We start from the raw sequence: 20,339 nt of genomic DNA, 5'->3' as shown, positions 1-20,339 counted from the left end.
TATAGAACCAAGTTTTTTTGAAAAACAACATGGATCTGTAACTATGATTAAATCATAATACAAATCCTTATCTATGGTGATGATGATGTACTGTAATAAAAATTAATGATTTGTTAAACATTTGACTCTCCTCCTGTATGATTTTTTAGTATGATACACCTAAAAAAAATAAATGTCAAGAAAAAAATAATTTGAAAAATTATTTTTTCTTGAACTTTTATCATGGTAAAAATATTAAAAGCTATAGAATTTGCCCGCCAGAGACGAGCAAATATCCATATTTAAAAAAATATTAAAACTTTTTATTTTAAAGAAGATATATGTCTTAATATTATTGTGGTCTTTACAGCGGAAAACATGGATTTTTAACTCTTAGAAACAAAATGAAATACCTTATAAAAATATATCGGCATAGGTTTATCATGGTAAAGAATAGGTTCAAAAACCCATTTTTTTAAGGCTTTTTCAACTTCAGATTCAAAGCCATATTTAGAACTTGTATAAAATTTAATATCTTTAATTCTGCCTTTTTTATCCACTAAAAATTTAACTTTAACTAAAGTTTCTTTTTTGTATCCCATCTTGAGAGCAAGATCCGGATATGCAGGTGAAATTTCTTTTTGAATAACAATATGGATCCCGGAAACTTTTTGATTTTTGAGAGCATATTGGCCATTTTGAATCTTTATTAAATTTTTATCGTTTTCCTGATCTCCTAAAACAGCATCATTTGCAGGAGTATTTTGAACTACCTCTACTTCACTGTTATTTTTTTCTATATTCTTATTTTCTTCAGTTTGATTTTGTTTTATTGGTTTTATTATTTTTTCAGGTTTAGTTTTTTTAGATTGAACTATTTTTGGTTCTGTCTTTATAATTTCTTTCTTTTTTTGAACCACTTGTTTTTTAGGTTTGATTTTCTTTTTTTTAGGTTTAATTTTTTTTTCGGGACTCTTTTCTTTTTTTGTAGTCATTTTGGCTAAGGTTTTATTGGCATTTCCCGGGGCAGACATGGTTAAATTAACATTGATATTAGGAGAACTTTCCCCTTTTTTCAAATTCTTATCAGAAAATTTTGAAAAGACAAGAAAAACTGTCATATGAAGTACAATTGAGAGGAGAAAAAATTTAGATTTCATTGGAACTTTCTCCTAAAATTTCATATATTTTATCTATATCCAGTGAGTTACGCAAAGTCTTTTCCCATCTGTCATATTCATCTGTCTTGAATTTTTCAAAATCAAAATAATCATCTATAGGTTCTAATCCCTTAGATCCCCTGATGTTATTTATAAAAGTCCGGGTAAAGATTGAATTATCAAAAACTCCGTGGATATAGGTAGCAAAGACGTTATCTTTTAAGACTCCTAAATTTGGTTTATTTTCAAAAATAGAACTCTCCTTTGACAGGGTAACTCCCTGGTGGATCTCATATCCGGAAACACTGCAATCCATACAACCCTTTAAAAGGCCTGTATTATGGGTTATTTTTTCAGTAGTTTGGAATGTCTGTTTTTCTTTTTCCATGGTAGTCGTGATGTCTAAAAGTCCTAATCCCTTTATTACTTTATCTTTGGATTCAATCATGTGGGGGTCCAAAATTTCCTGACCTAAGATCTGGTAGCCACCGCAGATTCCCACGATGACCTTTCCTTTTTGACTCTGTTCAATGATAGTTTTATCTATTCCTAATTCTTTTAATTTAATAAGATCCTGGATAGTATTTTTACTTCCAGGGATAATAATAATATCAGCCTCACAAATTTCAGATTTTGAGAGGGTAAAATTAAGGCTCAGATCCTTGTAGTATGAGAGAGCATCAAAATCTGTATAGTTTGACATCTTATCCAGCCTGATCACTGCAATATTTAAGTCGTTTTTCTCCTGGGTTTTACCGAATTTATGTGTAAGGATATCCTCTTCCTCAATGTTTAGAGGTACCCATGGGATAACACCTAAAACAGGTATATCTATTCCTGCTTTCGTGAGACGATCTGTCAGATCTTCTATCCCGGGCATGAGAAGATCTATATCACCTCTGAATTTATTGATGATAATTCCTTTTATCCTCTTCCTGTCTTTTTCATCTAACATCAGAATAGTTCCATAGAGGGAAGCGAAAACTCCCCCTCTTTCAATATCTCCCACAAGGATAACGGGAGAGTCAATTAACTCTGCCATCCCCATATTGACAAGGTCTACATCTCTAAGGTTCATCTCTGCAGGGGACCCTCCCCCCTCTAAAACACCTATATCGTAATTATCTTCGATGATCTTATAGTTCTTCAGGGCAATGGATTTAAAAAAATCTGTATTTTTAAAATATTCCTTAGCATCCATATTTTTATGGGGTATTCCCTCGATGATGATCTGTGAATCGTTATCGGAATTGGGTTTCATTAAAATAGGATTCATATATGCCCGGGGAGGAGTATTGCAGGCTTCTGCCTGTACAACCTGAGCCCGGCCCATCTCCAATCCATCACCATCGATATATGAGTTAAGTGCCATATTCTGGGATTTATAGGGTGATACTTTATTTCCATCTTTATAAAAAATTCTAGCTAAACCAGCTACGATAACACTTTTTCCTGTAGAAGATCCGGTTCCTTGAACCATAATTTTTTTATGTCTCATAATTTTTTTCTCCTTGAAGTAAATTCAAATTTTTATTGATAAAATATTAGAAGTTAAAGTTTTTATTATCTGGGAAATTATACCTGTAAAGGCATCACCAAAATACTATTAGTTTACTATGTAAACATAGAATTTTGAGATGAAATTTATGGAATAAATGATTATAAAAACCTAGGTTGTGTTTGTTTGGATGCAACGTCACGTTGCTTTTTTAGTATATACATTTTAATTTTTCAGCTGATTCAGGGTGAAATATCTTAGCCATCTCATAGATTCCCTCTGTAAGAGCCCGAGGACCAGGGAGGTTGAAGATACTATCATCTTTTATAATATAATAATTTTTATCTTTAATAGCAGTTAAAAAATGGTAGTTTTCCTCCATGAGCATGTTGTCTATACTTCTCTGACTCCCAAAAATAATATCCGGGTTATTCAGGATCAGTTCCTCCAAGGAATACCGCCACCCGCTTTTTTCTTTGGCTGTATTTTCTCCTCCGGCTAATTCCATAAGAGCGTTGATAAAAGTATCTCCCCCCGGGGTGATATCGGTTTTGCCGCTGCCCAATACATAGTAAACCTTTGGGACTTTTTGATCTCTCAATATATATCGTGTGTAGCTGATCTTATCTTTTAAAGATGCATTTAAGCCGCGACCCTCTAAAGATCTGCCCAACAGAGCTCCTAAATCTGTGATACTCTTATGAATCTCTGGAATATTTGTAGGAGTATTGTATTTAGTTACTCCGATATTTAAAGAATTTAGAGTAGCCATTAATTTTTCTCTGAAATGGGTCTCTGCAATAATCATATCTGGGTTTTTATCCAGGATTATCTCTAAGTTCGGCTCAAACATAGTTCCTACAATATCGATACTTTCAACTTCCTTTGGATATGAAGCAAATGAAGTTCTTCCGACTAAGAGATCTTCCCCTCCCAGAGCAAATATTTTTTCTGTGATACCGGGAGAGAGGGAGATGACCCTTTCAGGAAGAGTATCAGGGTTTTTAGGTTTAGCAGATCTGACGATATTATTTCCCTCTAAATGAAACCCATTTAATTCTAGAATAAGTTCTAACGGGAGGTAATATTTTCCCTGAAATATAAATGGTTCAGAGAGGTATGTATACCTTTTATGGGGAGTGATGATTTGGTTGTCTTTGAGATGATATTTTCCAATATTGGTATTTAAAATAAATGTATTTTCTGAACGGGTTAAATCTATTCCTATTTTATGAAATGAATTTATACTCAGGAATACAGTACCCTTTCTATTCTGAGTATCCAATTTACTGATATTTAAGTTCATAGAATAGGAACTTATAAATAGGAGGAAATAGATGATTATTTTCGACATATGTTTAACTCCTTATGATATTTTATAGAATAAAAAAAGCACCCTTTTGAGGTACTTAAAAACTTTTTACAGAGTAAAAGTTATTCTCTTGTCCTCGCAAGAAAAATAAAAACACATTAGGCAGGTCTCCTGACTCAAGTTTTAATTTACTCCTACTCCTTCCCAGAAAAATCCAGTGGATTATGTAGTTTCATAACTTTTACAGTGGCGGGACCGTATGGGTATCTAACCCATTTCCCTTTTAATCAAAATGAACCTATAGTGGATATAATTTCCTATATTTTAACATCTTTTAATGGAAATCACCACCAAAAAATTTCATCAAAGAGTTGAGATTTTTTTTAAGAAAAGGAAGATAAAAAGAGTAAATAGAACTAAAAAAACATTGTATTTCCAAAGGTGAAAAAAATAAAGTATAATTAAATTAGTATATTTTAAAAATTATAGCAAGGGAAATTTTAATAAATAATTGATTTAAGAAAAGGGATGATTTTATGAAGTATGAGTCTAAAAGTTTACTAAAAATTGTAATATCGTATATGCTCTTTGGATTTTTTTGGATATTTTCATCTGCTGAGATCCTCCATTCAATAACTAGAGATATGTCGACCTATATTATTCTAGAAAGATATAAAAGTTATTTCTATGTTATTTTAACATCATTTTTATTATTTAAGATGATTAGAAGTAGTTATTTTAAGATGGAAGAAACAAATAGAAAACTTCAACAGGATATTGTCCAGTCGTTTATAACTGCTTTGGAATTTCACGATAAATATACAAAGGGGCATTCTGAAGCTGTGGCTTCCTATAGTACCGAAATAGGGGAAGCTTTGGGATTAAAAGGTCATGAATTGGACGACTTGTATTGGGCTGCAACGATGCATGATATAGGAAAAATTATTGTCCCCATTGAAATATTAAATAAGGAAGAAAAACTAAATGATAGAGAATACAAAATTATTAAAGATCATTCTAAAATAGGATATGAGATAGTCTCTAAAAATGATAGTTTAAAAAAAGTTTCTAAATATATCCTATATCATCATGAACGCTGGGATGGAATGGGTTATCCAGAGGGATTGAAGGGAGATGAAATTCCTTTGTTATCCCAGATTATATCTGTAGCTGATTCCTGGCATGCTATGACATCCAAAAGGTCCTATAAAAATCAATTGACCTGTGAGGAAGCCATTGACGAACTAATAAACAATAAAGGTACACAGTTTGCTCCTAAAATTATAAATGTATTTATGGATCTATATAATTCAAATGAAGATGCATTTATGTTTGAAAAATCGCATTAAAATTTTTATCCATATAAATTATAAATAGGATACCCCTTCAGCATCTATTAATTGCTTTTACTATTATCTCTATAATTATGATATAATACTAGTTGTTAAAAAATAGAATGAGGAGATGATGATGGTAAAAAAGAATGGGCTGGGTCTTGGTTTAACTGCAATTTTACTCGTAGTAACCATATGGATATCTAAAAAGTTTGGATGGAATGAGATAAATACGGCACTGATGTTAGGTATAATTGTAGGGAATTTATTCTTAGGACCGAAAGCATATAAATTTTATCCCGGATTTAACTTTGCCAATAAAAAAATCTTACCTGTAGCAATTACATGTCTGGGTGTAAAGATAAACTATATAATTCTGCTGGATTTAGGGGTTAAAATTATAGGGTTTGTATTTTTAATGGTTGTGATGTTATTGTTTACAGCCAAGTATGTGGCTAAATTTATGGGTGAAAAAGAAGAGTTTGGTCTGATGTTAGGGTCTGGAGGAGTAGCAAGTATAGCCGGATCTTCAGAAGTACTGGGGGAGCCAGAGGAAGAGTTTGCCCTAGCTATCATTGCCATGAATATTTTGGGATTGACAGCTATGATCATCATGCCTGGGATATCGAGATTCTTAGGATTTGATCCTACCCAATCGGCTCTCTATATAGGAGGGACTCTGAGTTCATTTATTCATATAATACCTGCTGCTTATAGTATCGGGGCAGATTCTTTGGGACTGGCACTCCTGATAAAAACAGGAAAATTATTATTCTTTCCCCTGGTTTTAATCTATATAGCCGGAATAAAAAAGAAAAAAACTATAGGTGAAAAAAAAATAGAATCCAAAAAAATAAAACTTCCATTTTTTGTCAAAGGATTTATGGCTGTGGGAGCTTTCTTTACCCTTTTAGAATATGGGCTTGTAAAAATAGATCTGCAGTGGTATATAGAGGGGGTTAAATATTTAAAACTTATATTCAGCTATACCTTTAAATATCTGCTGATGTTTGCACTTATTGGAATAGGGGGAAAGATAAATATAAAAACTTTGTTGATGAACGGTAAGAGGCTGATCATATATTCATTGGTACTTATGGTGGTGCAGTTGGCTCTAGGAGCAGGGCTGGTAAAAATGTTTTATTAAGAGAAAAAAAATTAATTATATAAAAATTGTAAAATCGATGATAAACAAAAAATAGAAGGAGATATAGAATATGAGAGAAATAAAAGAGGTATTAAATTTAAAAGCTGAGATAGAGGATAAAGGTACAAGATTGGATGCTTTTTTAAGTGAAAAAATAGAGGGGTATACAAAATCGTATACGCAAAAACTTGTAGAAGACGGGTTAGTAGAGATCGTAGGTAAGAAAAAAACTCGTCCTGGAAACAAATTAAAGGGAAATGAAGAGATAAATGTAACTGTATTAGAAGATGAAGTTTTAGATGTTGTTGCTGAAGATATTCCACTGGATATAGTGTATGAAGATGAACATATTGTAATAATAAACAAAAAACCGGATATGGTAATCCATCCTGCAGCAGGGCACCATAGTGGGACATTAGTAAATGCTATAATGCATCATATAAAAGATCTGTCTACTATAAGCGGGGTAATCAGACCAGGTATAGTTCACAGACTGGACAAAAATACCAGCGGACTTATTATTGTAGCAAAAACCAATGAAGCACATCTTAAATTAACAGAGATGTTTAAAGATAAAACTATAAAGAAAACATATCTTGCCATATGTAAGGGAAACCTTAAAAATAAAGAAGGTAGGATAGAAAACCAAATAGGTAGAGACAGTAAAGACAGAAAGAAGATGACTGTTGTCAGAGATAATGGTAGAACTGCTATAACTAATTATAAGGTAATAAATGAGGTTGAATATTTTAGTTTGGTAGAGGTAGATTTAGAAACTGGAAGAACTCACCAAATAAGAGTTCATATGAAATATTTAAATCACTCGATTTTGGGAGATGACGTATACGGAAAGGCTTCTAAAAAAGCAGACAGACAGATGCTACATGCATACAAATTAGAGTTTAATCATCCTGTTACAGGAGAAAAAATGGAAATTATAGGAGATCTACCGGAAGATTTTAAGAAAGTAATGAAAAAACTAGGATTAGAATTTAACGGGTAGAAAAATTAATTAACAGAAAAAAACAGTAGAAAAAGATTGCTTTAGCAATCTTTTTCTTATATATTAAATACGATAGGGCTCATAAAAGAAAGGAGAATATATAATGAAAGAAAATAAAAGTATCATGTTGGAATTTGATAAAGAATACGGGAATAATATAATTGGGATAGATGAGGCTGGACGTGGACCTCTTGCAGGGCCTGTAGTAGCATCTGCCGTAAAGATAATAAACTATGTAGAAGAGTTTGATATGATAAATGATTCAAAAAAATTGACTGAGAAAAAAAGAGAGTTTTTATTTGATATAATCTTAGCCAACTGTGAAGTAGGGGTAGGGATAGCTAATGAAAAGGAGATAGATGATATAAATATTTTAAATGCTACATTTCTTGCTATGAGAAGAGCAGTGGAAGATCTAAAGGCCGGGGGAACAGAATTTGAACTTGCTTTAATTGATGGAAATCATAAGATCCGTGAATATGATGAGCCTCAGGAGTTTGTAATAAAAGGAGACGGAAAGAGTCTGGCAATTGCAGCTGCAAGTATCATAGCCAAGGTAACTAGAGACAGGATTATGGTAAAATATGATGAACTTTATCCTGAATACGGATTTGCAAAACATAAGGGATATGGGACAAAACAGCACCGTGAAGCACTTTTGAGCCATGGGAAAGTAGATTGCCACAGAAATAGTTTTTTAACTAAGATCTTAGCTCCTACACTATTTTAAAGTAATAATATAAAAAATTTAAATTTATAATTTCCTAGAGGTCCTTAGAAAGTATTAAAACTTTTTAAGGATTTTTTATTTTTAAAATAAAAAAATATGTAGTAATATTATAATACAAATAATTCTGAGTCGGGGGGCGGGAACTATGGTTATGATAATCTTACAGAGTATTGCAATAACTGCTTTAATATGTGTAAGCTTTATATGTATGTGTGCATTGAATGATAAAAAAGCCGAGATGGAAAGGGAAGAAAGAGATGGATAAGAGGTCAGTCGGTACAAAATATGAGGGGATAGCTATGAGTTATCTGGCTGAAAAAGGGTATTTTGAATTGGGAAGAAATTATTACTCCAGATATGGGGAGTTAGATCTCATATGCAGGGATAGGGAAAAAAGTGAGATAGTTTTTGTAGAGGTAAAGTACAGAAAAAATGCAGAGTATGGAGATGGACTGGAGTCTGTTACCAGATCCAAACAGAGAAAACTGGTGAAGACAGCTGCAGTTTATTTGAAGGAGAAAAAAATAAAGGATATTCCATATAGATTCGATATAATATCTATATTAGGAGATGAAATAGAGCATATTGAGAATGCGATTTGGGGTGATTGTTTATGAATTTTAGATGTTTAAAGTGTGAAGGGGAAGATTATATAGTAAAAACTACATTTATGGCAGAAAAAACACCGGGATTGAGATTGGAATTAGGGACATATTATCTGAAAATATGTTCAAATTGCGGGTATACAGAGATGTATTCTGCTAAGATATTAGATAAAGATGAAGAGCCTAAACCACAGCATTAGACAGTTATTTTTTAAAAATAACTGTATTCTTTGTTCTGAAAAATCCAATGACAACCTTCATTATATGTGTTATAATTGCCATAAAAGCCTAAGGGATACAGGGAAGTTAAAGAGATTTAATGACATATATTACCTTTGGAATTATGATAAAAAATTGAAGAAAATAATAGAGGAATATAAGTTTAAAAATAAACTTTATATAGGCGAACTGCTCTTTGAGTTGATAGGCAACGAGCTGGATAAGTTGATGAAAATGGAAAAAATAGACGGGATAATTCCGATACCTGTAAGCCATAGAAGGCTTATGGAAAGAGGATTTAATCAGGTGGAGGAACTTTTGAAATTTGGTAGATATTCCTATATAAAAAGCAGCAGGATCAAAGAAACTAAGCATATGTACGAACTCTTGAATTCAGAGGCCAGAAGAAAAAATATAAGATCAGCCTTTAAAATAGAGGGATTAAAAGGGTTAAAAAAAGTTTTAATAATAGATGATATAATAACGACAGGTTCAACCATGAAGGAATTTATAACTGAGATTAAAAATAATAACGATACTATACAGATAGTGGTATTTACCTTGGCTTTATCTAAAACTGCTAAAAAAATAAATTTAAAAATGAGGTAAATAGATGAAAATTATATTAGATAATAGAGAGATAACGATGAATAATATAGATGAGAAGAGCTTCTCGTGGGTATTAGAGGAGGTAACAGATCTTTTAGAGAGAGACGGAAGGATGTTATTTGACGTGTATATCGATGGGAAAGGGATGGATTATTACGATCACTTTAATAAGGAACAGATAGGAGTAGTAGAGTTTATCAGTAAATCTCCCAAGATAATTATATTGGAATCTTTAGGGGGGATGAGTGATTTCATCTCAAAATACTTCGATGCCCTTATGGCAATATCCGCCAGCTTTAACAGCAATAGGACCACAGATGCTGTAGAGATCCTCTTAGAGGTGGAAAATGGATTGGAATGGGTATACAATGTTTTAGCTTCTATGAAGGAAAATACAGCTATTGATTTTAGGTATCCTGAATTTGATATGATGTTTTTGGAGTATAGAACTATCTTAAAAAAAGTGCAGGAATGCATAGAAAATGGAGATTATATAGGCGGCTTAACTATCTTAGAGGTAGAGATGAGCAGTGAGCTGATATTTGTCCAGGAAAATCTGGATACCTATATGAAAGATATAGTAGATGAGGAGATAGAGGAATATAAGTATAATTAAAAGAGTGGGAAACCACTCTTAATTTATGTACATAATAAAGGAGTAAAATTATGAAAAAGTGGTTGGTTGTCATGGGGATGACTTTATTTATGGGGTGCTCAAACAGTGAAGTGTTAAAGATAAAGGAGGATACTCCAATTCCTGTAGTTACAAAAAAAGGAGATAGTTATATATTTTTAGATGATTTAGAGCACAGATCCACAACTAAGTATATGATCTATGATGGGGATAAAAAACAGCTGAAAATATTAATCAGAGTAAGAAAAAATGATATAGAAAAGATAAATTTAGTGTTGGATGGAGAGAAAAAAGAGATGGAATCCCTTGGATTTCGTGGAGAGTATGAAATTTTTTCAGTGGATATAGAGGAAATGAACAAGAAAAATATAAATTATTATTTTGAAGTAATAGATGGTAAATTTAAATATTTTTATGGAAAACAATCATCATATTATTCAGATGATGTGAGTGTATTTTCATATGCTATAGAAGATAGACAGAGGGAGATTCCTGCCTGGGCTCAAGGAATGGTCTGGTACTCTATCTATGTGGACAGTTTTCGAGATGGAGATAAAAAAAACAGCCCTATCTATTCAGAATTTGGGCCCGGGTATTATTTTAGACCCAGTGGAAGGTTAAATGACGGAACTTTAAGATCAGAATTGATCTCTCCGGAAAAATGGCAAACAAAGGGGACTCTACAGGGGTTTGAAGTAACAGATTGGGGAGATGACTGGAATACACCTCCATATTCTGAGATTGAAGCTAAAAACAGATATTTTTCCTATGCAGAAAAAAATACCAGAAGATATGGCGGTGACCTTCAGGGAATAGTGGAAAAATTGGGTTATCTCTCTGAATTAGGTGTTGAGGGGATAAAATTATCTCCTGTATATTATTCAAATTCAAGCCATAAATTAGATACCATAGATTATGGGCATATCTCTCCGGATTATGGAGTAACAGATAAAAGTTCATACAGAGAATTGGAAAGTGGTTTAGGAAGTGATATCTGGACTAACTCAGATAAATTATTTCAAAATTTAGTGGATGAGATCCATAAAAAAAATATGAGAGTGGTCTTGGACATTAATTTTTCCTATGTGTCATCGGAATTTTTTGCATATAAGGATCTGTTGAAAAATAGAGAAAATTCAAAATACAAAAACTGGTTTATCCTCGGGGAAGACCAGTTATCGAAGAATCCAATGAATGGAAATAAAAAAATACTTTTAAACTTAGAGGACGAATCACTGCAGGATTATTTGGTTGCAGCGACGACAAAATGGGTAAAAGGTTACAAAAATAAGGGGATAGACGGATATTATGTGAAAAATGACCTGAATAATAAGGTATTTTTAACCAGGTGGAAAAAAGCACTTTTAGAGGTTGACAATGAATTTATCCTGGCGGGAGAATCTACTGGAGAAAATGAAAATAATTTGGGGAAAAATGGTTTTGATATCATAGGTTCCTATGAACTGGGAGCCTGGATGCAGGGTTTATTTGAAAACAATAACAGCAACAGTATAGAGACTGTAAAGGGCGGTATGAAAATTTATAGTATTAAAACTACCAAGTGGAATTTTATAGAATCCTATGATACTGACAGATTTTATTCTAGTCTGATAAATCCAAACAGAGAATTTGACAGGTTAAATACTTATGGCAGAGATGATTATATAAATGTCAGGCCTGATTTAGTCGATAAAGATGCTGTAAAAAAATTAAAATTAGCTGCTTTAATTCAGTTAACTATAGATGGAAGTCCGGTTATATACTATGGGAACGAGAAAGCAATGTGGGGTGGAGATGCTCCTGATAGCAGAAAACCAATGATCTGGGGCGATATAAACTTTGAAAATGAAACTGATAGTCTGAAAAAATACAGCAGGAACAGGGATAAAATAGCTAAAATATTTAAAACTGATCTTATAAAAGATGAGATATCTTATGGTGTGGTTACTGATAAAACTTTGGAAGGTTGGTATAAACAACTTTCTGAATTCAGAAAGTTTGATGAGGAGTTAATGAAAATTGGTGACTTGGAAATACTGGATCTGGACAAAGATAAATATCTGAAAGATGGGAGTATGGAAAAAATACCAGAAACGAATGTGCTTTCATATAAGAGGGAGTATAAGGGCAGAAGTGCAATTATAGTAATAAACAGATCTAATCTAAAGAAAACAGTGGAACTGCCGGTACAGGGAAAAAAAGGTTATACAGATTATTACTCTGGAAAAAGATATAATATCCTGGGGGATAAAATCAGGGTGGAATTAGAAGGGTATGGTTACCTGGTTTTATACAGAAGGGTGGATTTTGATTAATAACTTAATCATCTGTGATTAAAATGTGGACTATTTAATGTTTGAAATATGAAATTTTATATGCTAGAATTTTAAAAGAAAAGTAAAATAATATTTGGGAGGCACAAAATGAGAAAAACGATAATTGCAGGAAACTGGAAGATGAACAAAACACATAAAGAAGCAGCTAACACATTAAAGAACTTAGCTGAATTAGTAATAGATAAAGAAAACTTAGGTGGAGTAGAAGTAATTATAGGAGCTCCTTTTACAGCATTAGAATCAGCAGTAAGAGCTACTGAAAATACACCAATAGCTATCGCAGCAGAAAACATGAATGCGAATGAATCTGGAGCATTTACTGGAGAAATATCTGCAACTATGTTAAAAGAATTAGGAGTAGAATATGTAATCTTAGGACATTCTGAAAGAAGAGCTATGTATGGTGAAACTGATGCAATTGTAAATGCAAAAGTATTAGCTGCATTAAAAGCAGGATTAAAGCCAATCTTATGTATCGGAGAGCAATTAGAAGACAGAGAATCTGGAAAAACTAACGAAGTTAACGGAACTCAATTAAAAGGTGGATTAGTTGGAGTATCAGCTGAAGAAATGGCTAACGTAATCGTAGCATATGAGCCGGTATGGGCTATAGGAACTGGAGTAACAGCAACTCCTGAGATGGCAGAAGAAACTCATGCATTCGTAAGAAGTGTATTAGTAGAATTATACGGAAATGACGTAGCAGAAGAAGTTACTATCCAATACGGTGGATCTATGAAGCCAGGAAACGCAAAAGAATTATTAGCACAAAAAAACATAGACGGTGGATTAGTTGGAGGAGCAGCATTAGAAGCTGATTCTTTCTACGGTATCATCGCAGCAGGAAAATAAAAAATTAAATTTTAGAAACGTGAAGTTTCATTGAGAAAAGGCACGGAGTAATCTGTGCCTTTTAAAATATAATTAGGAGGGAATAATATGGCTAAGAAACCAGTTATGTTAATGATAATGGACGGTTGGGGAATAAATGATCATAAGGAACAAAAAAATGCAATCGCAGATGTGCATCCAGAAAATATATGTAAGTTGATAGAAAACTATCCTAATTCCAGGATTAAGGCCGCAGGGGAAGCAGTAGGACTTCCAGATGGTCAAATGGGTAACTCAGAGGTAGGACATCTTAATTTGGGGGCAGGAAGGGTAATATACCAACCACTGGTTAAGATATCAAAAGATATTAAAGATGGAGATTTTTTTCAGATAGAGACATTGAAAAAAGCATTTAACCATGCCAAGAAAAATAATAGTGCTGTACATTTAGGTGGACTACTATCTGATGGTGGAGTTCATTCCCATATAAAACATATCTATGGATTGTTGGAGATGGCTAAAAAAGTAGGAGTAGAAAAAGTATATATCCATGCATTCCTTGATGGAAGAGACACTCCTCCACAATCAGCAGACAAATATGTAGCTGAATTAGAAGCTAAAATATCTGAGATGGGTGTAGGTCAAATAGCTACTATTACTGGTAGATACTATGCAATGGACAGAGATAATAACTATGACAGAACAAAGTTAGCATATGATGCTATGGCTAATGGTATTGGAAATACTGCAAAAGACGGGATTACAGCTGTTAAAAATTCATATGCAGATAAAGTAAATGATGAGTTTGTAATGCCCACAGTTATAGAAGGGGTAGACGGGAAGTTAAAGGATGGAGATGTATTTATCAACTTCAACTTCAGACCAGATAGAGCCAGACAGATCACAAGAGCTGTAAACGATAAGGACTTTACAGGTTTTGTGAGAGAATATAAAGAGATAGAAGTACTATGTATGAGACAATATGATTCAACTATAGATGCAGATATAATATATAAAGATGATAAGATAGTAAATACATTGGGAGAGGTATTAGCTAAAAATAACCTGAACCAATTGAGAACAGCAGAGACTGAAAAATATGCCCACGTTACTTTCTTCTTCAATGGAGGAGAGGAAGTAGCCTTTGACGGTGAGGATAGAAAATTAGTAGCTTCTCCTAAGGTGGCTACCTATGATTTACAGCCTGAAATGAGTGCATATGAGGTTACAGATGGCGCATTAGAGGCGTTAGAAGAGGATAAATATGATGTAGTTATATTAAATTTTGCCAATCCTGATATGGTAGGTCATACAGGAAACTTTGAGGCGGCTAAAAAAGCTGTAGCAGTAGTGGATGAGTGTGTAGCTAAGATTGCAGATAAGATGTTGGAGTTAGATGGTGTACTTATGATTACGGCAGATCATGGAAATGTAGACCTGATGGAAGATCCGGAAACCCATGTACCATTTACTGCCCATACAACCAATGATGTACCATTTATTCTGGTATCTAATAGATATAAAGATGCAGAAGTAAAAGACGGGAAATTAGCGGATTTTGCTCCGACAATATTAAATGTGTTAGGAATAGAAGTACCAAAAGAGATGGATGGAGATATACTTATAAAATAAGAAAAGTAAATAAAAGAGGGTGACTCAAGTAGAAAATCTACTTGGGCCATCCTCTTTTTATAATCTTAGAAAAGGATAAATAGAGTTTATAAAATCCTAAATGGTGGATATATGATGCAACATCATGTTGCTACCACCTATATGTTATTCCTGCTACTCCCTTAGCATAGAAACCGCTATCATCAAATCCATTGGAATATTTTACTATGGATATAGGAGTCACTCCTAATTTAGCAAAGAAACGAAAGGAATCGTTTAATTTTTTATTGTATCCCAGGTGGGGAAAGATATTAAATTCTATCTTATCTGGCCTGTCAGTCCCGTTAAAGAAATTTTCACTCTCAAAAAAAAGATCGGTAATAAATGCAAAGTTATGGGAAAGTTCATAAGTCCAAGATGTAACAGAAGCAAAGTTTAACATGTAGGAATCGTTATAATTTCCATAACTTCGCAGTTCGTTTGTGAGGCTGTTAGCAGTTTGGAACCCATATCCCCAGTTGGTAAAGGTATCCATTATAAAATTAAACCTGTATCCATTATCTTCTACGGAACTTAAAACCCCACCACCATTGGCAGTCAGAGTCAGATAGCTTCCTCCCAGCCCAATATTATCAAAGTTTGTAGAAATTCTATAGGTAAGAAATATATCGGTAACCTCTTCATCGAACAGGTCAAATTCTAAATCTCCACCATCGGAATAGCTGGTACCAAAGCCCCATGACCTGGACCATCTGTGTCCTGCCCAATCAAATTTTTCCAAGTGATTTCGGAGGAGGAAATCCAACTCCCATCCGTCGTAGTCCTTATCTCCAAGATCTTTTTCCTGGTAGGTAACAAAGTTTTTTTCCATACTATACTCCAAATCCCAAGTCTCTGAAAGGTAGATATATCCCTGCCCCAAGTTCCAATAGATTTTGGAATAGTCGTTATACTGCCTGAAATCAACATAGGTTGAATAAAGATTGAGGTTATTAGTAGGTTTTGAAAAATTTAAAATATTTTCATACCGTATAGTTGTTTTGTAAGTGAGATCATCTCTTATGATATTAAAATCATAAAAATCATTCTTTTCAGAAAATGTCAGTTGAGATATTAAAATTGAAAGAAAAATTAGTTTTTTCATGTTATACCCTCCTAAAAATAAAACTATATCTATATAATTCAAAAATAAATAAAAAAGTCCTGTAAAAAAATGTAATAAAAGGAAAAATGATATTTTTTTTGAAGATATTAATTAATCAAAGAATAAAAAAGGAACATGAGGTTGCACCCAGACAGGCATAATCTGAATTTTTATTTATTCGAAAAAATTTATGATTTTTTAGATAATAAAAAAGGTGGTTTATTATGAAAAAATTAATATTGTTGATCAGTTTTATAATGATAGGAGTTACTTTATTGGGAACAGATGAAAAAACAGAGATGAAAAAATTGATATTAAAGATAAGGGATAAAAGTCCGGAGAACTTTATTATGATCTCACAGAATGGGACGGATATTTTTTTTCAGGAAAAGGGTAAGGTAGACAAAGAACTCTTAGGGGCTGTAGATGGAATAACCCAGGAATCGTTATTTTATGGTTATCCTAAATATGGAGAGAGGACCCCCTATGAGGAGAGAAGAAGTCTTTTAAAAAAATTAAGGATATTAAAAAGTTTAAATAAGATGGTAATGACTGTAAATTATACAAATAGCAGTTACGGAAAATGGAGGAGTAGAAGTTTGGCAGAGGAGGAGGAATTTTTAAATTATTGCCCAAAGGAAAGGGAAGCAGCAGGAATATCAGAAAAGCTATTTTTTGAAAATAAGGATGATATACTTGATATTTCTCAGGCTAAAAATTTCTTATACCTATTAAATCCCGTGAATTTCAGGTATAGGAAAGAATATATAAACGCACTATCCCAGACAAAATATGATGTGATCATAATAGATATGTACTTCCATGGTATTAAATTAACTGCTGAAGACATAGAAAAATTAAGGAAAAAACCCCAGGGAGGGCAAAGGCTGGTTATCGGCTACTTTAGTATTGGAGAGGCTGAAGATTATAGGGAATATTGGAAAGGTGGGTGGGATAGAAAACTACCTAATTGGATCTCCCATGAAAATGAAAATTGGGAAGGGAACTATATTGTTAAATACTGGTCGAAAGAGTGGAAGAAAATAGTGGATGAGATGTTAATTAAATTTATAGATACAGGTTTTGACGGAGTATTTTTAGATACAATAGACACCTATGAAAGTTTTGAGAAGGAGGAGTAATTATGGAAAAAAGAAGAAGAAATACTATATTTTTCTTAGAAAATATTTTTTATTTTACTTTAATAGTTACTTTATTTAGAAATATATTGGGTTATCAGGAACAATTTTTAGAGTTAAATGTACATCCCCTACTAATTTTAACAGGAATAATGGCTTATAGATATGGGGTACATCTAGGAGTATTAAGTGCAACGATGGCAACTATGGTGTATATCTATGTTTATTCAGAATTAGGTCACGACCTTGTAGTATTTTTTTATGATTTTAAATATTATAAATTTCTTTTAATGTTCTATATCCTATCTTTTATATTAGGAAGGATAAAGGATAATCAAAATGAAAAAACAAAGGACCGGAACCAGGAGGTTGCTCTTATCCATAAAAACTATAAGAGTTTATATGATAATAACACGAAGCTGGTATATTTAAATAATCGTATGAAAGGCCAGATTATAAAATCAGAAGAAAGTATTATAGCTCTCCATGGGATAGCGAACACCTTGGATATTTTAGATATAGAAGAGGTTCTTACAAACCTAATTGGAGTATTTAAGACATATATAAATGCAGAAGTTTTGTCTCTATATGATGTTGATAGTTCAAAAGAATATATGAGGCTGAAAGTAGCAGTAGGGGAAAATAGAAAATTACCCAGTTCTATAGAAATATCTAAATATCCAAAATTTGAAAAGGTGATAAGGGAAAAAAAATATGGGAAGAGAGATGGAGAGGATTTGGAAGTACCTGTATTTTATGCACCTATTTTAAATAATGGAGAGGTAATAGGTATATTAAATATTGAGAGATTATCCTATGAGACCTATACTACCTATACAGAGAAACTTTTTGAAATATTAGTTTCCTGGACCAGTAAATCTATCTCCAACGCCATATCTTATAGTGAAAAAATAAAGGATGAAATATACTATGAAAAAACTTTGATTATGAGGGAAAAATTCTTTGAAAAAAGAGTGGATGAGGAGAAAAAAAGAGGAGATATGTTTGAACTATCCTATGTACTTATTAAATTTAAAGTATTGGTAGAAGACTTAAAAGAGATAGAGTTGAATATAAGAAGTGTAGACAAAGCAGGATATTCAGAAGATAAAAAACTTTTATATATCATCTTTCCTGCAACTCAGTTAAAAAATATGGAATTATTAAAATCTAAAATGTTGGAGAAAAATCTAGGTGTTTTGGAGGAGTATCATGAAGATTAAATACTTAGTAGGGCTGATGCTTGTTCTGGGATTGAGTTTACAATTTTTTAGGGTAAATGAATTAAATGAGATGGTAGATATAAAACAGGGATATAAATATAAAGAGGTAACATATTCAGATTCAAAAGATATCCCCCATGGAGAATTAAAGCATTTGGTTTTGATATCCCATATAGATTCAGACTCTCAAAGGGAGATGGCTCTCAATATAAAAGAAGTTTTTAAGTATGCAAAGGTATCCTATGATATAAACTATCTAAGTAAATTAAAAAAAGGAGAGGTCTATAGGTATGAGAGTATAATTATATCTACCGATGACTATAAATATCTGAAAAAAGATATATATGAAGAGATAAGAGATTATGTAGCTGATGGTGGGAATTTAATTATTTTAATGAATTCTTATTTTAACCCTTTTAATGAGATTGCAGGGATTGAAAAATTAAAAGGATTTACCGTTGGATCTGGGCTTAAATTTAAAAAAAATATCTTTCCAGGAATATATGAAACAAAAATAATGGGAGAGGAAGCAGAGAGCATAACTAACTCTCTGCTGGATGTCAGCTTAAACAAGGATGTTGAGGTAATAGCTGAAACCTTTGAAGGTTATCCGATAATTTTTCAGAGAAAAATAGGAGATGGAAAGGTAGTTTATTCCAACGCAACATTTTTTGTAGACAGGTCTGTTAATGGAATTTTAATACAATTGATCTCCTATGGAAATAGTATTTTCTTACAAAATATTGTAAATACCAAGGTGGTAGATATAGATGATTTCCCGGCTCCATTACCTAGCGGGAAAAATGAATTAATCTATTCCCAGTATAGGATGAATACACGAAATTTCTTTCGTGAAATATGGTGGCCGGATATGAAAAAACTGGCTGTAGCTAATAATCTTATCTATACAGGTTATATCATTGGAACTTATGAAAATATTAATAAAAAGGAAAATTTTACTGCATTTAATGAGATAAATATACAGGATAAAATATACTTTGGAAGGGAACTACTAGCTTTAAATGGAGAGATAGGTATTCATGGATACAATCATCAGCCATTGGGATTGAGAGAGGAATTAAATCATAACTATAACTATAAAGACTGGGAAACAGAGGAGGATATGGCTGAAAGTATTGTAAGGATAAGGGAGAATTTAAAAGGAATGTACAGTGGTTTAGAAGCGAGGATCTACGTGCCTCCATCAAATATGTTAGGAGCTACAGGGAAGAAAGTACTGAAAGAGAACCTTCCTTCTCTGGAAGTACTTTCTGGAATCTATAGTGGAACAGAGGAAAAAGGACTCTTGATCACCCATATAGGCTGGGACAAAGACCAGCCAAGTTTATATAATTTTCCAAGGTTTAGTTCCGGGGTTCTCTATAACGATGTCATGATGCTAAATATCTATAATGGAATAGCCCTCTATGGAATATTTCATCATTTTATCCATCCGGATGATATTTTAGATGAACAGAGAGGAGAAGGAAAAGATTGGAAGACTTTAAAAAAAGAGATGTCTTTATATTTTGAAAATGTAAATGATAAATTTGGTTTTTTAAGGGCTCAGACAGCCTATGATGGGTATAGAGAAGTTCTTAAACTGGATAGACTTAAAGTTCATATATTTAAAAAGAAAGGAAGTATAGATGTTTATTTTGAAAGATTTCCAGGGAAAACGTATCACTATCTCAGGCTAAGAAATAATGAGGTAAAAGAAGTTATTGGAGGGGAATTTCAGTTGATCAGTTATGATGGAAATAGTACTCTTTATTTATTGGAAGCGGATAAAAATAAAATATCCATTATATTAAAGTAGGTGATA

18 protein-coding genes and 1 riboswitch are annotated in these 20,339 nt (G+C 32.7%); of the genes, 14 read left to right on the top strand and 4 right to left on the bottom strand.

Annotated features, from left to right (window positions below):
* Nucleotides 1-365 precede the first annotated feature (365 nt).
* From NRK67_15590 to NRK67_15580, 3 genes are all read right to left on the bottom strand, one after another.
* A complete protein-coding gene (locus NRK67_15590; GenBank protein ID UUV18692.1) occupies nt 366-1,139 on the bottom strand; it encodes a TonB family protein in 774 nt (257 codons plus the stop codon).
* Nucleotides 1,129-2,637: a cobyric acid synthase gene (locus NRK67_15585; protein UUV18691.1), complete on the bottom strand. Its 1,509-nt coding sequence runs from the start codon at nt 2,635-2,637 to the stop codon at nt 1,129-1,131. The genes NRK67_15590 and NRK67_15585 overlap by 11 nt, the downstream gene beginning before the upstream one ends.
* A gap of 211 nt (nt 2,638-2,848) precedes the next feature.
* Nucleotides 2,849-3,991, bottom strand: coding sequence for a helical backbone metal receptor (locus tag NRK67_15580; GenBank protein ID UUV18690.1), 1,143 nt, complete (start codon nt 3,989-3,991; stop codon nt 2,849-2,851).
* A gap of 101 nt (nt 3,992-4,092) precedes the next feature.
* Nucleotides 4,093-4,266: riboswitch (cobalamin riboswitch) on the bottom strand.
* Between the two features lie 219 nt (nt 4,267-4,485).
* Between NRK67_15580 and NRK67_15575 the strand changes: the two genes are divergently transcribed.
* The 11 genes from NRK67_15575 (at nt 4,486) to gpmI (ending at nt 15,029) form a co-directional block, all read left to right on the top strand.
* A complete protein-coding gene (locus tag NRK67_15575; GenBank protein UUV18689.1) occupies nt 4,486-5,298 on the top strand; it encodes an HD-GYP domain-containing protein in 813 nt (270 codons plus the stop codon).
* A 121-nt stretch (nt 5,299-5,419) separates the two neighbouring features.
* Nucleotides 5,420-6,430 (top strand): putative sulfate exporter family transporter, encoded by a 1,011-nt coding sequence (locus tag NRK67_15570; GenBank protein ID UUV18688.1) that lies wholly within the window; start codon nt 5,420-5,422, stop codon nt 6,428-6,430.
* Nucleotides 6,431-6,500: 70 nt separating this feature from the next.
* On the top strand, nt 6,501-7,433 hold the full coding sequence (locus NRK67_15565; GenBank protein UUV18687.1) for an RluA family pseudouridine synthase: 933 nt from the start codon (nt 6,501-6,503) through the stop codon (nt 7,431-7,433).
* Between the two features lie 103 nt (nt 7,434-7,536).
* The gene (locus tag NRK67_15560) at nt 7,537-8,163 is read left to right on the top strand and encodes a ribonuclease HII (GenBank protein UUV18686.1); all 627 of its coding nucleotides are present in this window, start codon (nt 7,537-7,539) and stop codon (nt 8,161-8,163) included.
* A gap of 257 nt (nt 8,164-8,420) precedes the next feature.
* On the top strand, nt 8,421-8,780 hold the full coding sequence (locus tag NRK67_15555; protein UUV18685.1) for a YraN family protein: 360 nt from the start codon (nt 8,421-8,423) through the stop codon (nt 8,778-8,780).
* Nucleotides 8,777-8,968 (top strand): zinc ribbon domain-containing protein, encoded by a 192-nt coding sequence (locus tag NRK67_15550; GenBank protein UUV18684.1) that lies wholly within the window; start codon nt 8,777-8,779, stop codon nt 8,966-8,968. The genes NRK67_15555 and NRK67_15550 overlap by 4 nt, the downstream gene beginning before the upstream one ends.
* A 154-nt stretch (nt 8,969-9,122) precedes the next feature.
* Nucleotides 9,123-9,596, top strand: coding sequence for a phosphoribosyltransferase family protein (locus tag NRK67_15545; protein UUV18683.1), 474 nt, complete (start codon nt 9,123-9,125; stop codon nt 9,594-9,596).
* 4 nt (nt 9,597-9,600) lie between these two features.
* Nucleotides 9,601-10,212 (top strand): hypothetical protein, encoded by a 612-nt coding sequence (locus NRK67_15540; protein ID UUV18682.1) that lies wholly within the window; start codon nt 9,601-9,603, stop codon nt 10,210-10,212.
* A gap of 50 nt (nt 10,213-10,262) precedes the next feature.
* Nucleotides 10,263-12,545 carry an alpha amylase N-terminal ig-like domain-containing protein gene (locus NRK67_15535; protein ID UUV18681.1) on the top strand — a complete coding sequence of 761 codons (2,283 nt, stop codon included), beginning with the start codon at nt 10,263-10,265 and terminating at the stop codon, nt 12,543-12,545.
* 108 nt (nt 12,546-12,653) lie between these two features.
* Nucleotides 12,654-13,418 carry a triose-phosphate isomerase gene (gene tpiA / locus NRK67_15530; protein UUV18680.1) on the top strand — a complete coding sequence of 255 codons (765 nt, stop codon included), beginning with the start codon at nt 12,654-12,656 and terminating at the stop codon, nt 13,416-13,418.
* A gap of 87 nt (nt 13,419-13,505) precedes the next feature.
* Nucleotides 13,506-15,029 (top strand): 2,3-bisphosphoglycerate-independent phosphoglycerate mutase, encoded by a 1,524-nt coding sequence (gpmI, locus tag NRK67_15525; GenBank protein ID UUV18679.1) that lies wholly within the window; start codon nt 13,506-13,508, stop codon nt 15,027-15,029.
* A gap of 130 nt (nt 15,030-15,159) precedes the next feature.
* Here the strand turns inward: gpmI and NRK67_15520 are convergent, their stop codons facing one another.
* Nucleotides 15,160-16,152 carry a hypothetical protein gene (locus tag NRK67_15520; GenBank protein ID UUV18678.1) on the bottom strand — a complete coding sequence of 331 codons (993 nt, stop codon included), beginning with the start codon at nt 16,150-16,152 and terminating at the stop codon, nt 15,160-15,162.
* 224 nt (nt 16,153-16,376) lie between these two features.
* On the opposite strand from NRK67_15520, the gene NRK67_15515 reads away from it, so the two are divergent.
* The 3 genes from NRK67_15515 to NRK67_15505 are packed head-to-tail and all read left to right on the top strand — an operon-like array spanning nt 16,377 to nt 20,333.
* Nucleotides 16,377-17,294 carry an endo alpha-1,4 polygalactosaminidase gene (locus NRK67_15515; GenBank protein UUV18677.1) on the top strand — a complete coding sequence of 306 codons (918 nt, stop codon included), beginning with the start codon at nt 16,377-16,379 and terminating at the stop codon, nt 17,292-17,294.
* A gap of 2 nt (nt 17,295-17,296) precedes the next feature.
* Nucleotides 17,297-18,514, top strand: coding sequence for a hypothetical protein (locus NRK67_15510; protein ID UUV18676.1), 1,218 nt, complete (start codon nt 17,297-17,299; stop codon nt 18,512-18,514).
* Nucleotides 18,504-20,333, top strand: a complete 1,830-nt coding sequence (locus NRK67_15505; GenBank protein ID UUV18675.1) for a DUF2194 domain-containing protein — start codon at nt 18,504-18,506, stop codon at nt 20,331-20,333. Before NRK67_15510 ends, NRK67_15505 begins: the two co-directional genes overlap by 11 nt.
* The last annotated feature ends 6 nt before the right edge of the window (nt 20,334-20,339 follow it).

This window comes from Fusobacteria bacterium ZRK30 (assembly GCA_024628785.1).
Taxonomy (GTDB): domain Bacteria; phylum Fusobacteriota; class Fusobacteriia; order Fusobacteriales; family Fusobacteriaceae; genus Psychrilyobacter.
Note: the sequence above shows the minus strand (reverse complement) of the source record. Positions and strands in the feature narration are given on the sequence as shown.

Excerpts from the sequence above, each read along its gene's own strand:
- tpiA (UUV18680.1), top strand. The coding sequence starts at position 12,654 with ATGAGAAAAACGATAATTGCAGGAAACTGGAAGATGAACAAAACACAT.
- NRK67_15520 (UUV18678.1), bottom strand. The coding sequence starts at position 16,152 with ATGAAAAAACTAATTTTTCTTTCAATTTTAATATCTCAACTGACATTT.
- NRK67_15590 (UUV18692.1), bottom strand. The coding sequence starts at position 1,139 with ATGAAATCTAAATTTTTTCTCCTCTCAATTGTACTTCATATGACAGTT.
- NRK67_15555 (UUV18685.1), top strand. The coding sequence starts at position 8,421 with ATGGATAAGAGGTCAGTCGGTACAAAATATGAGGGGATAGCTATGAGT.
- NRK67_15550 (UUV18684.1), top strand. The coding sequence starts at position 8,777 with ATGAATTTTAGATGTTTAAAGTGTGAAGGGGAAGATTATATAGTAAAA.
- gpmI (UUV18679.1), top strand. The coding sequence starts at position 13,506 with ATGGCTAAGAAACCAGTTATGTTAATGATAATGGACGGTTGGGGAATA.
- NRK67_15580 (UUV18690.1), bottom strand. The coding sequence starts at position 3,991 with ATGTCGAAAATAATCATCTATTTCCTCCTATTTATAAGTTCCTATTCT.
- NRK67_15570 (UUV18688.1), top strand. The coding sequence starts at position 5,420 with ATGGTAAAAAAGAATGGGCTGGGTCTTGGTTTAACTGCAATTTTACTC.
- NRK67_15560 (UUV18686.1), top strand. The coding sequence starts at position 7,537 with ATGAAAGAAAATAAAAGTATCATGTTGGAATTTGATAAAGAATACGGG.
- NRK67_15565 (UUV18687.1), top strand. The coding sequence starts at position 6,501 with ATGAGAGAAATAAAAGAGGTATTAAATTTAAAAGCTGAGATAGAGGAT.
- NRK67_15540 (UUV18682.1), top strand. The coding sequence starts at position 9,601 with ATGAAAATTATATTAGATAATAGAGAGATAACGATGAATAATATAGAT.
- NRK67_15505 (UUV18675.1), top strand. The coding sequence starts at position 18,504 with ATGAAGATTAAATACTTAGTAGGGCTGATGCTTGTTCTGGGATTGAGT.
- NRK67_15535 (UUV18681.1), top strand. The coding sequence starts at position 10,263 with ATGAAAAAGTGGTTGGTTGTCATGGGGATGACTTTATTTATGGGGTGC.
- NRK67_15510 (UUV18676.1), top strand. The coding sequence starts at position 17,297 with ATGGAAAAAAGAAGAAGAAATACTATATTTTTCTTAGAAAATATTTTT.
- NRK67_15575 (UUV18689.1), top strand. The coding sequence starts at position 4,486 with ATGAAGTATGAGTCTAAAAGTTTACTAAAAATTGTAATATCGTATATG.
- NRK67_15515 (UUV18677.1), top strand. The coding sequence starts at position 16,377 with ATGAAAAAATTAATATTGTTGATCAGTTTTATAATGATAGGAGTTACT.
- NRK67_15585 (UUV18691.1), bottom strand. The coding sequence starts at position 2,637 with ATGAGACATAAAAAAATTATGGTTCAAGGAACCGGATCTTCTACAGGA.